Source organism: Methanosarcina subterranea (assembly GCF_055385895.1).
Genome location: NZ_AP042426.1, coordinates 1,377,225 through 1,391,609, shown reverse-complemented (window position 1 = coordinate 1,391,609; position 14,385 = coordinate 1,377,225). Strand labels below are relative to the sequence as shown.

Sequence of the window (14,385 nt, the reverse complement as noted above, 5' to 3'; positions counted from 1 at the left end):
TCTGATAAGCACTTATCTTTATTGGATAACGGCAACTTTAAACAATGCCATATATGCCGTTCTCATGTCGAAAAACAGTATGTTATACAAAGGAGTCCTCTTCGAGGACTCCTTCGATAACTATCTTAGCAGAGAAAGCACTTCAATTTGCCAATTCCTGTACTTCCTCTGCATTGACGATATTGCAAAGCACGTCGAGCGTACTTATTATACCAACAAAAGTTGGCACTTTAAATACAGTGTTTCTTCTATGATAAAACTCTTTGTTGTGAAATGTTTCAGGAAGCTTTCGTATGATAAAACCATTTCTTCCATAACAGAGGAAGAAGGTAGCTTGCTCTCTTTTTTTGATGAAAACGGTCAGATTAAACTTCCTTCAGGTGGAACCCTTCATCATTTTGTGAAGTATAGGCTTGGAGAGGAAGGAATCAATGAGATAATGATGCTTTTAGGTGAAAAAATTCTCAAACTTTCTGCGGAAAAGGAAGCTAAGATCGATTCCACTCCACTTGAAGCTTCAAGATACGATAAACACGCTGATTACAATCCTCATTATGAATGCAAAATGGATAAAGCGCATATTACAATGGTTGGAACTTACCCTGTTTTCATGACTCATACAAAAGGAGTTGCTGGTGATTCTCCAGAACTTATCAACCATATTGAAGCTCTAAATAAGATGAACGCTAATCTCGAATTGTATTCTGCAGATGGAGGTTATGATTCATTCCTTAATCATTCTGACATTTGGTATCGCCTTGAAGCAAAACCGATCATCTCCTACGCTTCAAATGCCGTAGTCAATCAAGAAGGTGAAGAGGAAAGAATCAATCACTGGGTAAATAAAAAGTGGAGAGTCGGTGGAGATGTTCATGCACCAATGGAAAACAAACTCAAGTTTCTATATGAGATTGGAAGGAAAGAACAGGTAGGAATGTACCTGAGAAACCAGAACATCAGAGATGAGTTTTTTGATGACCAATATAAAAAGAGAGCTGAATGTGAAAAGATACATGGACATATTAAGGGTACAGTAAAATTTGATATCAGAAGAGTGAGAAATGAGAGTAGAAGACTCTACTCTCTATTGAGTTTCATAGCATACCAACTGCTGGTGCTGACAGAAATGCAAAATAAAGTTGGAAATAAGAATTCATTTGGGAGATACTTTTAAAGAAATGGATGTCAAATTAGATTAGCGATTTTAAAAGCTAATTTGAGATCCTCAGAATGCCTGAATAATAAGATCAATAAGATCTATAAGGTCTGAAAGCTTAATTCAGGTCGTGTTAAACAGTTTTATACACAGAAGCTGTAAATATATTAACCTTCCAGAGAAAACATAGAGAAGGGCAAACTTATTAAATAAATGGAGAATATAAGAAACTTACTTTCCGGACATTATAATATAAATACTTGAGTGTAAAAATATGATAGGGAACTGTCCGGCGCCTGAATATTCAGACATTTGAATATTAAAGCGCCTAAAACTCGCAAAAGTGCACTTTCCGGAAGGGTAAAAACGAAAATAGCTATATATTGCCAGATTGAGCGCTTATGGACAGTAGATGCTATTTCTGGTATGTTCCAGGGTAAATTCATATACGGGACAAATTTTCCCGGATGACAGGCATTAAAATAAAAAGAGCATCTAATATAGAAAGCAGATAATTAAGAATTACTCGATCCATAAAAAACGGGCAGTTAAGGACTATTCGATCCGGAAATTTCGGGAAAAACCGATATCCTTTCATTTTATGTCATTACCAGATAAAATTACAATCAAAAAGACAACTATTTTCGGGATGATCCATGGAAGAAATACAGTTGAAGGTTGAAAAGGCATATCCTATTGACCTTGGAAGAGGAATTATCCGGCTTGACCCTACGGCACTACTGAAACTTCAGCTCTCTCCCGGTGACATTGTGGAGATAAGGGGGAAGAAAAAGACCACAGCAAAGGTGTGGAGAGCAGACAGGCAGGATTGGGAACAGGGAATCGTGCGCATTGATAACTTTATCCGGCAAAACGCCGGGGTTTCCATAGGGGAGAAAGTGACCATTAAAAAGGTCGAAGCCCCGGAAGCAAAAAAGCTAATTCTGGCGCTTCCGGAAAGCATGACTCAGGGTGGACCTGAACTGCAGTTTGGGGAACATGCAAATGAGATCATAAAACGGCATATCCTGAAAAGGCCCGTGTTCAGGGGAGACATAATTCCGATTATAAACTCCATGTCTCAGCCAATGACCGAGTCTCTGACAACAAGCCAGGTAATTCCCCTGGTTGCTGTTGAGACTGACCCTGCAAACACCATTGTCCTGATCACGGAATCCACAAATATTGAGCTCCGGAAAAAGCCGGTACAGGGCTACGAAAAAGCAACTAGAGGCGTCACCACCTACGAAGACATCGGAGGTCTTGGACAGGAAATCATGCGTGTCCGGGAAATGATAGAGATGCCCATGAAACACCCTGAGCTCTTTGCCCACCTTAACATAGAGCCTCCAAAGGGAGTTATTCTCTACGGCCCACCCGGGACCGGAAAGACCCTGATTGCAAAAGCCGTGGCAAACGAATCCGGGGCAAGCTTCCATTACATTGCCGGCCCCGAAATAGTAGGAAAGTTCTACGGGGAAAGTGAGGAAAGATTAAGAAAGATTTTCGAAGAAGCAACCCAGGACGCACCATCGGTTATTTTCATTGATGAAATCGACTCCATTGCCCCTAAAAGGGAAAACGTAACAGGGGAAGTGGAAAGGAGAGTGGTTGCCCAGCTCCTGACCCTTCTTGACGGGATGGAGGAAAGAGGGCAAGTCGTGGTAATTGGGGCTACCAACCGTGTGGATGCAATCGACCCCGCACTCAGGAGACCCGGCCGTTTTGATCGGGAAATCCATATTGGAGTGCCGGACACCAAAGACAGGTACGAGATCCTGCAGATTCACACACGGGGTATGCCAATTGAGAAAGACGAAGAAACCAAGATAACCGGGACCGAAACTGAAGCAGGAATTGAAGTAGGGACTGGAATCGAAGCTGAAATCGAAGTCGATGAAGGTGCCATGGAGAGAGAAAAGAAAGAGAAGCAAAACCTGTACCTTATGTACCTGGCTGAGAGGACGCAGGGCTTTGTGGGTGCAGATCTCCTGGCTCTCGTGCAGGAAGCGGCAATGCGCTGCCTGAGAGAAAGCCTGCCTGACCTTGACCTCGAAAAAGAAACAATTCCTCCTGAACGGCTGGAAAAGATTGTTGTAACTAAAAAGAACTTCGAAGACGCCCTGATGGAAGCCGAACCTTCAGCTCTGAGAGAAATCTTTGTTGAGGTACCTTCGGTTAGCTGGGACGATGTAGGAGGCCTGGCCGAAGCGAAGCATTCGATCATTGAAGCTGTCGAGTGGCCTATTAAAAACCCGGAAAAGTTTGTCCAGATGGGCATAAAAGCTCCAAAGGGAATCCTACTTTACGGCCCGCCAGGGACGGGAAAAACCCTGATAGCGCAGGCTGTTGCCAAGGAATCACACGCCAATTTCATAAGCGTTAAAGGGCCGGAAATGTTTTCAAAGTGGCTTGGAGAATCGGAAAAAGCAATTCGGGAAACCTTTAAGAAAGCAAGGCAGGTTGCTCCCTGTGTTGTCTTCTTTGATGAGATCGACTCCATCGCTGCTATGCAGGGCATGGAATCTACGGACAGCCGGACTTCGGAAAGAGTACTTAACCAGCTGCTGGCCGAGATGGACGGGCTTGAGACTCTCAAAGATGTGGTCATAATTGCCGCAACCAACCGCCCTAATTTGCTTGACCCTGCAATCCTGCGACCAGGACGTTTTGACAGGCTGGTTTACGTTGGGTCACCTGACCGTAATGGCAGGATAAGGATCTTTAAGATCCACACAAAGAATACGCCTCTTGCAGAGGACGTAGATCTTGAGAACCTTGCCGGCATAACAGAAGGATATGTGGGTGCCGATATAGAAGCGGTATGCAGAGAAGCTGTTATGTTTGCCCTCAGAGAGAACTTCGATGTAGAAACGATTGAAATGAGGCACTTCAGAGAAGCCCTTAAGAAAGTAAAACCCACAATTAACGAAAACATCGCTCAGTTCTATGAGAAGATAGAGGAGCAGTTTAAAGGAGGTCAGAGACCGGTCGAGACAGCTGGACTTGTGGGATACAGGTAAGAATTTAAATGAGTAACTCTTAAAAGGAAAGAGTTTATAAAGAAGATAGCTTCAAATTGAATAAAATATTAAAAGTAAAAGTATTTAAACTGAAAAGCCAGCTTTACCCAAATCCCGCATAACACTGAGCACGGAGACAAGATCAGAATGTCTAAAGTATTTGCAAGAAACCTCCTCTTCAATAAGCAGGTGATGGCTACCGACGGAACGGAGATAGGAACGCTGAGCAATATTGTAGTCGAAATCAAAGGAGGGCACATTATTGACCTTATGGTTACTCCCAATCCAACCTTTGATGTATCGAGATACAAAAAAGAGGATAACTATATCCTGATTCCTTTCGATTCCGTAAGCGCCATTAAAGACTATATTATTGTAGACAAAATGAAAGCAAGGTCATAATTGAAAAATGGAAGGAAAGATCTTTTACTTTCCTTTCAGCCTATTTCCTCCCTGAATTTCGCTTCGGGATCTCACAGGAAATCAGAGATTTTCTGGGAGTTGCGATGTAATCGCAGCAGTATGCGGTCCTTTTCGCTCCACTTCGTTCCGCTCAAGAGGACTAATTTATGGTTTATAGTAGTGAGCCTTGCTGAAAATGACTGAATTCTAAATATTTCTAGCCAGGACAGCCTATTCGCTGTAACTAACTATTTTTATCACGGCAGAGTTACGACTCTACAGTGCGTGGTCCTTTTCGCTCCACTTTGTTTCGCTCAAGAAGACTGATTCTGATTTTTAGTATTGAGTTTTCTCAAAAGGGCTGGATTCCGGATTTTTATGATCCATACAGAGTCATTCGCTATATCGAGTCGTTCTTGTCATGCTCGACGAAAGAGAGCGGTTTTTTTCGTAAGGAATAAGAGAAAGGAGCAAAAATAAAGAAAGAGAAATGAGCAAAAATAAAGACCAGATATATAGAATAATATTATATTTAGTTCAATAATAGTCATTGTGGTATTTAGGAAATCCAGTGAGTATGATGCTGCTTTTGTTAAAAAAACGTGATAGGACCGAATTCAATGAAAATTGTTGAAGAGATGGCAGAATCATTAAAGCTTGAAAAAGGCATGCGGGTACTTGACCCTGACTGAGAGAGGATTAACTTCATCTTTTTAGCAAAAGAGTACGGGGTTACTGTTTTTGCTGCTGACCTCTGGATCAGTGCAACAGATAATTATGAAAGGATCAAGTCAATGGGTCTGGAAGATAAAATAATACCAATACATGCAGGAGCATATGATTTGCCATTTGCACACGAGTGTTTTGATGTCGCTGTATGTGCGGATACCTATCACTATTTTGGAGTTGAAGGGAGTTACTTAAAAAACTATTTAGCCCCACTTGTAAAAAAAGGAGGACAAATAGCAGTTGCAGTCCCGGAGTTGAAAAAAAAATTTACACATGGGGTTCCGGCAGAATTATTGCCATAGTGGTTTGATGATATGAATTTTCACTCATGCGACTGGTGGTATAATTTATGGAAAACTTCTGATTCAGTTAGTATAAAAGAATGCAAGGAATTAAAGTGATTAGAAGAAGCCTGGAAGGATTGGCTTTCGTGTGATAATGGTTATGCCTGTAAAGTATTGGAGTAATGGAAGCTGAGGGTGGAAATTACTTTAATCTGGTTTCAATCACAGATACTAAGCTGTGAATTGGATTTTTTAAGAAGCCTTTTCCGTGGCTATCTCGGATTCAGGAGCGGTAAGTATGGATGCGAAAATGAAGGGCATTGTAAGAGTTGTGCCATAAGACCCTAGATGGAAAAACGAATTGTAACAATTCAGGTGGCCTTTGAAAGGCTACAATTTTTCCTCTTTTCGAGGAAAAATTGCATATAAATTAAATCCTATTTTGTTTCGTTATTATGCTTACACGTGAAGAGATCCTCGTTATCTATGAAGCTGGTCCTGAAGCTGTAATTTCTGTAATCCAGAGACTTGAAACTATCATAGAAGAACAAGCTATTCGAATTGCTGAACTAGAAGAACGTGTAAGGATTTTAGAATCTCGCTTAAATCAAAATAGCAGAAACAGCAGTAAACCTCCTTCTACTGACTTTTTAGTCAAAGAAAAACCTAATCCCAAGAGTCTCCGGAAAAAGAGTGGGAAGAAACCTGGAGGTCAAGAAGGTCATCCAGGCACAACTCTTGATATGGTTAATGATCCTGATTAGGTAATTGAACATTCTTTGACCTGCTGCAAAGAATGTGGACATACTCTTGAGGATGTTGAAGTTGAAGCTTATGAGAGAAGACAAATTTTTGATATTCCTCCTGTAAATCTAATTGTTACGGAACATCGAAGTCAGATTAAGACCTGTACTCACTGTGGAAAATCAAATAAAGCTTCTTTTCCAGAATCTGTGAAATATCCCGTCCAGTATGGTCCTAATATTTTAGCTTCAGCAATTTACTGTAAAAACTACCAGTTTATTCCCTATAAAAGGATTTTAGAGTTTTTTGATGACGTTATGGGGATAAAAATCTGTTCTGCTACGATAATCAGAGCAGAAAAAGAATGCTTCCGGAATTTAGAGGAGTTTGAAAATATGAGTAAGGAGAAGTTAATAACTTCTCCTGTTATCCATTGTGATGAAACTGGGATGAAAATTGAAGGAAAAAGGCATTGGCTTCATGTAGCTTCTAATGACAAATACACCTGTTATTTTGCTCACTCAAAAAGAGGATCAAAAGCAATTAATGCCATGGGAATTCTTCCAGAGTTTAAAGGAATAGCAGTTCATGACGGATGGAAACCCTATAACAGTTATGAATGTGATCATGCTCTTTGCAACGCTCATCTCCAGAGAGAACTTACTGGAATTGAGGAGAACTATAAACAGCAATGGGCTAAAGAGATGAATGAACTGTTAACAGAAATGAAAAAGTATACTGATGAATGCAAAGAGCAAGTCAAAGATCTGGATTTTGAACAAATTAAAGCGTTGGAAGAGAGGTTCAATGCTATCGTCATGAAAGGGATTGAAGAAAATCCACCTTCTCTAAACCCTGAAAAACATGGAAAACGTGGTAAAAATCCAAAAACAAAAGCAAGGAACCTACTTGACAGGTTTATAGAAAACAAAGAACAGATCCTGAGATTCCTCAATGATTTGAGAGTTCCATTTGAAAATAACCAGGCAGAAAGAGACATAAGGATGATGAAATTACAGCAGAAAATATCAGGAACTTTCAGAACTATACAAGGAGCGGAAGCTTTCTGCAGAATTAGAGCTTATATTTCGACCATTAAAAAGAACGATTTACCTGTTATAGAAGGTATTCTCGCGGCGCTCAGCGGAGCACCGCTAACTATACCCTGAGTAGTTACAACGAATTTTTAAAAATAAAAGCAATGATTGTTGATTGTGCTGGCGATCTTGTAAATAGTGCAGATCATGTTGGAAGCACAGCGGTTGATGGTCTTGCCTCAAAGCCTATTATTGATATTGATGTAGTCATTGATTCGTATGACATTTTTCCTGCTGTAAAAGACAGGCTTTCAAAAATTGGGTTTGAACACGAAGGAAATCTGGGTGTTGAAGGCAGAGAGGCTTTTAAAAGAACTTTTTTAGATGACTTTATGCCCTACCACCTTTACGTATGTCCGAAGAATGGCAAAGGTTATCTTGAGCATATTGCTTTTCGCAATTATTTAAGAGATCATCCGGAAGCTGTGAAAGCTTATGGAGAACTCAAAATGAGATTAGCTGAACAGTTCAGAACTGATATTACGGCTTATGTAAATGCTAAGCGCGAATTTGTACAAAATGTTCTTAAAAAAATTAATAGCTTCTGAATAAAAATTTGCTTGTTGGTCAAATAAAGTTCATGTATTTTTTGACGTTAATTTGTAACATACTGTTTATTTAGGCCTTTTACTTTCATCGGGTTCCTCTTCTATGTTTATTTGTTCTGCTGTATCTTCTCTTTTTTCTTCTATTGATTCTAGTTTTTCCATTAGTTCTTTTTCTTTATTATCATTCTTTACTTTTCTTGCTGGCATTTGTTCACCTCAATAGTTTGATGTCTGCTAAAGTAATAAATATACTGAAATGCTTACTGATACTGAACTGTTTTTGTTAATACAAACCTGTGTTTATGTTAAAAGAAAATCAATAGCATAAAATATTAAGATATTCTTGCAATTACTGCTTTATGTTACCTCAACTTGCGAACAAGGGATAAAAGTTCTCTATGAGTTGTTTTTTGATTTGACATTACAATTCATGCATTAATTTGATATTATGTAGATTACTTAAATGCTGGGAGGTTTTAGACATGAAAGATTTTCCGGAGTTTATGAAAAGTAAAAGTAATCACATTAGCAGTAAGGAGCAAAATACTGAAAATATTGATGGTTACTTTTACGAAGGTGCAGATGGCAGTCAGATGGCTTTCTGGACCTGTTATTCAGACAGAATTTCCAGGAAACATGCTCACGAATTTGATGAGTACATGGTTTGCGTTAGTGGGCAATATACAGCAGTATTAAATGATAGGGAGTTTATTCTTAATCCCGGGGACGAATTATTCATTCCAAAGGGGACAGAACAGTGGGGAAAATGCATTGCCGGAACGAGAACTATTCATGCGTTTGGGGGAAAACGTATTCATAGAGCTGAAGAATAGTGGATTTGTAAGAGCAAAAAACACCAGACTCCTTATTGACGGTATAAAAAATATAATTGAATCTGCTCTGTGGGGACGAAAAATAAGGGTCACTTTTACAGCATAATTTTTATAAAATTTTTGAGAAAAAACAGAATTTAGTGGATTTGTAAAACCAATAAAAGAAAGATTATTATCATTTAAGTTATAATTATTTTGCACAGTCTGATGAAATATTTTTCATCTAGCTATTTATATAGTCGCACTCGGTTGCGATAATCAACTTAACCCGAAAAAACTCTAACTTCACGGATTACTATATTATTCGTTATAAAAATCGTTCAAATCTCAAGATTTTTCAAAATTCTCAACAAATTTAATAATCTAATTTAATAATCTAATTTAATAATTCAATCTAATAATCCAATCTAATAATCCATATACTTAGAGGTCTAAAATGAAAGGAACAAAATGGAATAAAATATTTAGGGGGCAGGCCTTCAATAAAACTTTGGGGATAACGGCACTTGCTTTGTTAATGTTGGTGAGTATCGCAGGTGCCTCCCCATTTGCATACATTACAAATGGAGAGAGTGACAATATCTCTGTAATTGACACAACTACAGATAAAGTTACAGCTACGATATCTGTAGGATCTAATCCTATGGGAGCTGTAATTGATCCGAATGGAACAAAAGTATACGTGGTAAATTCTCATAGCAACGATGTATCTATAATTGATACGGCAACAAATAATGTTATAGCCACGGTACCTGTAGGAAGTTCTCCTCAGGGGGTTGCAGTCAGCCCGAATGGGAAACAGGTATATGTGACAAAACCAACCAGTAACAATATTTCTGTAATTGATACCACTAAAAATACTGTTGTAAGTACGGTGAAAACAGGAAGAGGTCCTACGGGAGTGGCAGTAAGTCCGGATGGAAAAAAGATATATGTAACAAATTACGGAGACAAAACTGTCTCTATAATTGACACTGCCACAAAAGCTGTTATAACTACGGTATCAGTAGGAAAAGGTCCTAAAGAAATTACGGTCACACCAGATGGAACTAAGGTGTACGTAGCGAACTCCGATAGCGGGAGCATATCTGTAATTGACACGGCAACAAACAGTATTACAGACACAGTGAAGGTAGAGGGAGCTCCTTTTGGAGTTGCAGTCAACCCGGAGGGAACAAAGGTATATGTGACTAATAATGGTAAATATTTCAGCACTGTCTCTGTAATTGACATTTCTACAAATAAAGTTACAGCCACGATACCTGTAGGACCCAATCCTATGGGAGTTGCAGTTACACCTGACGGAACAAAAGTATATGTAGCGATTAACCCCTATAACGCTGTCTCTGTAATTGACACTGAGACCAACACTGTTACAGCCACGATGCTCGTAGGAAACAGTCCTTATGCTTCAGGCCAGTTTATAGGTTCTATCCCTGTACAACCAGCTTATCCTTTAGCGAACTTCAGCAGCAATATCACATCAGATTATGTTTTTCTTTCTGCACCTGTGCAGTTTATAGATTTATCGGAGAATGCAACCAAATGGAACTGGGACTTTGGAGACGGGTCCGGTTCAACAAAGCAGAATCCCACGCATACCTATTCTGCAACAGGAATCTATACTGTTAGGCTGACAGTAAGCAATTCAAACGGCACAGATTCAAAGCTTGCCACAGTAAATATTGTACCAAAAGGTTCTCCTGCGCCTTCGTATGCGTATATTGCGAACTTCAACAGCAACACTGTTTCTGTAATTAACACAGCAAATAACACTGTTGAAGCAACTGTAAATGTCAGAAAAAATCCTTACGGAATTGCAGTCAGCCCGGATGGAACAAGGATATATGTGACGAACACCAACTACGGCTACAGTGGTACTGTTTCTGTAATTGACACAGCCATAAACGAGGTTACAGCCACAGTGGATGTGGGACAGAAATACAGTCCTTGTGGAGTTGCAGTCACACCGGATGGAACAAAAGTATATGTGGCGAATCGTGACGTCAACAGCGTCTCTGTAATTGACACAGGCACAAACACCGTTACAGCCAGGGTGCCTGTAGGAGCCAATCCTCTGGGGGTTACAGTCACACCGGATGGAACAAAAGTATATGTGACGAACCGCTACAGTAATAATGTTTCTATAATTGACACAGTCACAAACACTGTTATGGCGACTGTGAAAGTTGGACTTGGTCCTTGTGGAATTACATTCAATCCAGAGGGAACAAAACTATACGTGGCGAATTGCGAAAATAATGCTATTTCTGTAATTGATACGGGTTCAAACGCTGTCACAGCCACAGTGCCTGTAGGAAAATGGCCTATGGGAATTGCAGTCAGCCCGGATGGGACAAAAGTATATGTGGCAAACTCAGGTAGCAATAATGTCTCTGTGATTGATACGGTAAACGACACTGTTGCAGCAACTGTTAGTGTCAGAAAAAATCCTTACGGAATTGCGGTCACACCGGACGGAACAAAAGTATATGTAGCGAACTCCGGCAACGACGACAGTCTCGGAAAAACTGTCTCTGTAATTGACGTAGCCACAAATAAGGTTGCAGCCACGGTACAGACAGGTTCCAGTCCTATTGCTTTCGGCCAGTTTATAAGTCATCCCCCAGCACAACCAGCACTTCCTGTTGCAAACTTCAGCAGTAATCTCACATCCGGTTATGCTCCTCTTTCTATCCAGTTTACGGATTTCTCGAAGAATGCGGATGGGTGGAACTGGAACTTTGGAGATGGATCCGGTTCAACAAAGCAAAACCAGGCACATACTTACTCCAGAGCAGGGAATTACAACATAACGCTTACAGTAAACAATACAAACGGTACTGATTTGAAATTTGCCACAGTAACTGTTCTGGCACAGCCAGTGTTTTCTGCATCCCCTACTTCAGGAAAAACGCCACTTAGTGTTAGTTTTACTGACCAGAGCACAGGATCTCCAACGTCATGGAACTGGACTTTCGGAGATGGAACTTATTCAACGGAAAAGAGCCCTCAGCATATATATAGAAAATCAGGAAAATATTCTGTTACGTTGACATTAAACGAAACGGGAAACAGGAGTGCAGTAACAAAATCCAGCTATATTACTGTTTCAAACGGTTTTGAAGCCCCTGTTGCTGCTTTTTCTGCGTCTCCGGCTTCAGGAAAAGTGCCTTTAACTGTTAGTTTTACTGACCAGAGTACAGGATCTCCAACGTCATGGAAGTGGACTTTTGGAGACGACACACATTCAACAGGGAAGAACCCTGTACACACATACAGTAAAGCAGGATTATATTCTGTTAGATTAACAGCAAGTAATGCAGACGGCAGCAATACATTGACAAAATCCAGCTATATTATTGTTTCAAACGTTCTAGATGGGCCTGTCACCAGCTTCTCTGCCTCCCCTACTTCAGGAAAAGCGCCTCTTATTGTTGATTTTACAGGCCAGGGCAAAGGATCTCCAACGTCATGGAAATGGTCTTTCGGAGATGGAAACGATTCAACAGATAAAAATTCTGTACACATATTCAATAAATCAGGGCTTTATTCCGTTAAATTGACAGCAAGTAATGAAAAAGGCAGTAATACGTTGACAAAATCAAACTATATTGCCGTCTCAAGCGTTTTAGCTATTCCTGTTTCCAAATTCTCTGCGTCCCAGACTTCAGGAAAAGCGCCTTTAACTGTTAGTTTTACTGACCAGAGTACAGGGGCACCAACTGCATGGAAATGGACTTTTGGAGATGGAAGTAATTCAACAGAAAAGAATCCTGTACACACATACAATGAATCAGGACTATACTCTGTTACATTGACAGCGAGTAGTGCAAATGGCAGTAATGCATTGACTAAAACCGGCCATATTGCGACCTCAGGTATTCTGAATACTCCTGTTACCAGCTTTTCTGTGTCTCAGACTTCAGGAAAAGCGCCTTTAACTGTTAGTTTTACTGACCAGAGTACAGGGGCACCAACTGCATGGAAATGGACTTTTGGAGATGGAAGTAATTCAACAGAAAAGAATCCTATGCATATATACAATAAAACAGGGAACTATACTGTTGCTTTAACGACAACTAATGAGGGAGGCAGTGATAGGGTGCAAAAATCAAACTATATAAAAGTAATTTCTGAAAGCGGCACTGTGATGTCGAATCCAGACTATATTGTCCCTGTCACCGCCTTTTTAGCAACTCCAACTATAGGAAGTATGCCTCTTACTGTTAGTTTTACTGACCAGAGCACAGGGTCACCAACTGCATGGAAATGGACTTTCGGAGATGGAAGTAATTCAACAGAAAAGAATCCCGAACACACATACAATAAATCAGGACGATACACTGTTACATTGACAGCAAGTAATGAAAACGGTAGTAATGCATTAACAAAATCCAGCTATGTTGCTGTCTCAAGCGTTTTAGATGCCCCGATTTCCAAATTCTCTGCATCTCCAGCTTCAGGAAAAGCACCACTCACAGTTAGTTTCACTGACCAGAGCACAGGGTCACCAACTGCATGGAAATGGACTTTCGGAGACGGAAGTAATTCAACAACAGATAAAAATCCTGTACACACATACAATAAATCAGGACGATATACTGTTACATTGACAGCAAGCAATGCAAACGGCAGTAATACGTTGACAAAATCCAGCTATGTTGCTGTCTCAAGCGTTTTAGCTTCTCCTGCCACCAACTTCTCTGCGTCTCCTACTTCAGGAAAAGCGCCTCTTACTGTTAGTTTTACTGATCAGAGCACAGGGTCACCAGCCGCGTGGAAATGGACTTTTGGAGATGGAAGTAATTCAACAACAGATAAAAATCCTGTACACACATTCAATAAACCAGGACTATATTCTGTTACATTGACAGCAAGTGATGAAAACGGCAGTAATGCATTGACAAAAACCAGCTATATTGCGGTCTCAGGCGTTCTGAATACTCCTGTTACTAATTTCTCTGCGTCCCAGACTTCAGGAAAAGCGCCTCTTATCGTTAGTTTTACTGATCAGAGCACAGGGTCACCAACTGCATGGAAATGGACTTTTGGAGATGGAAGTAATTCAACAACAGACAAAGATCCTGTACACACATACAATAAATCAGGACTATATTCTGTTACATTGACAACAAGTAATGCAAACGGCAGTAATACGTTGGCAAAAACCGGCTATATTGCTGTTTCAAACTCCCTTGTCGCTGCTTTTTCCGCATCTCCGACTTCAGGGTCTGTACCGCTCAATGTCAGTTTTACTGACAACAGCACCGGATCACCAGCTTCATGGACATGGGCTTTTGGAGACGGAAATACTTCAACAGAAAAGAATCCCGTACACGTATACAATAAAACAGGACAATTTACTGTTAGTTTAACAGTAAATAATTCAGAAAGCATGAGTACTGAAACCAGGTCTAGATATATCACAGTTAATAAGTAAATATCTTAGATCGGAAAAAGCGGCTTTGTAGAAACCATCTATACCAGCTTCAAGAGGCTAAAAATAGATAAGAAGACATCAGACATCCAGTTTAAATTAATGGGAATTAGTCATTTATGAGGATTT

The 14,385-nt window shown here is 40.0% G+C and carries 8 protein-coding genes and 1 pseudogene; 8 read left to right on the top strand and 1 reads right to left on the bottom strand.

The annotated features are described in order from the left end of the window. Window positions 1–64: 64 nt before the first annotated feature. The 6 genes and pseudogenes from ACZ5A8_RS06225 to ACZ5A8_RS06200 all read left to right on the top strand — a co-directional run bounded on the left by ACZ5A8_RS06225 (window position 65) and on the right by ACZ5A8_RS06200 (window position 7,983). Window positions 65–1,174, top strand: coding sequence for a transposase (locus tag ACZ5A8_RS06225; protein ID WP_464529534.1), 1,110 nt, complete (start codon window positions 65–67; stop codon window positions 1,172–1,174). 638 nt (window positions 1,175–1,812) lie between these two features. Continuing rightward, window positions 1,813–4,179: a CDC48 family AAA ATPase gene (locus ACZ5A8_RS06220; protein WP_464532839.1), complete on the top strand. Its 2,367-nt coding sequence runs from the start codon at window positions 1,813–1,815 to the stop codon at window positions 4,177–4,179. Window positions 4,180–4,326: 147 nt separating this feature from the next. After that, entirely contained in the window at window positions 4,327–4,581 is a 255-nt protein-coding gene (locus tag ACZ5A8_RS06215; protein ID WP_229391623.1) for a PRC-barrel domain-containing protein, read from the top strand. A 698-nt stretch (window positions 4,582–5,279) separates the two neighbouring features. Continuing rightward, window positions 5,280–5,612 (top strand): SAM-dependent methyltransferase, encoded by a 333-nt coding sequence (locus ACZ5A8_RS06210; protein ID WP_464534037.1) that lies wholly within the window; start codon window positions 5,280–5,282, stop codon window positions 5,610–5,612. Window positions 5,613–6,049: 437 nt separating this feature from the next. Beyond that, window positions 6,050–7,507 (top strand): annotated as a pseudogene (gene tnpC, locus ACZ5A8_RS06205) (IS66 family transposase). Continuing rightward, the gene (locus tag ACZ5A8_RS06200; protein ID WP_464534035.1) at window positions 7,504–7,983 is read left to right on the top strand and encodes a GrpB family protein; all 480 of its coding nucleotides are present in this window, start codon (window positions 7,504–7,506) and stop codon (window positions 7,981–7,983) included. The pseudogene tnpC and the gene ACZ5A8_RS06200 overlap by 4 nt, the downstream one beginning before the upstream one ends. A gap of 66 nt (window positions 7,984–8,049) precedes the next feature. Here the strand turns inward: ACZ5A8_RS06200 and ACZ5A8_RS06195 are convergent, their stop codons facing one another. Beyond that, window positions 8,050–8,190 (bottom strand): hypothetical protein, encoded by a 141-nt coding sequence (locus tag ACZ5A8_RS06195; protein WP_015411109.1) that lies wholly within the window; start codon window positions 8,188–8,190, stop codon window positions 8,050–8,052. Between the two features lie 275 nt (window positions 8,191–8,465). Here ACZ5A8_RS06195 and ACZ5A8_RS06190 point away from each other — a divergent pair, with 275 nt between their 5' ends. Continuing rightward, window positions 8,466–8,816 (top strand): cupin domain-containing protein, encoded by a 351-nt coding sequence (locus ACZ5A8_RS06190; RefSeq protein WP_464532838.1) that lies wholly within the window; start codon window positions 8,466–8,468, stop codon window positions 8,814–8,816. Window positions 8,817–9,252: 436 nt separating this feature from the next. Then, window positions 9,253–14,259 carry a PKD domain-containing protein gene (locus ACZ5A8_RS06185; protein ID WP_464532836.1) on the top strand — a complete coding sequence of 1,669 codons (5,007 nt, stop codon included), beginning with the start codon at window positions 9,253–9,255 and terminating at the stop codon, window positions 14,257–14,259. Window positions 14,260–14,385 lie beyond the last annotated feature (126 nt).

Excerpts from the sequence above, each read along its gene's own strand:
- ACZ5A8_RS06225 (WP_464529534.1), top strand. The coding sequence starts at position 65 with ATGTCGAAAAACAGTATGTTATACAAAGGAGTCCTCTTCGAGGACTCC.
- ACZ5A8_RS06220 (WP_464532839.1), top strand. The coding sequence starts at position 1,813 with ATGGAAGAAATACAGTTGAAGGTTGAAAAGGCATATCCTATTGACCTT.
- ACZ5A8_RS06215 (WP_229391623.1), top strand. The coding sequence starts at position 4,327 with ATGTCTAAAGTATTTGCAAGAAACCTCCTCTTCAATAAGCAGGTGATG.
- ACZ5A8_RS06195 (WP_015411109.1), bottom strand. The coding sequence starts at position 8,190 with ATGCCAGCAAGAAAAGTAAAGAATGATAATAAAGAAAAAGAACTAATG.
- ACZ5A8_RS06190 (WP_464532838.1), top strand. The coding sequence starts at position 8,466 with ATGAAAGATTTTCCGGAGTTTATGAAAAGTAAAAGTAATCACATTAGC.
- ACZ5A8_RS06185 (WP_464532836.1), top strand. The coding sequence starts at position 9,253 with ATGAAAGGAACAAAATGGAATAAAATATTTAGGGGGCAGGCCTTCAAT.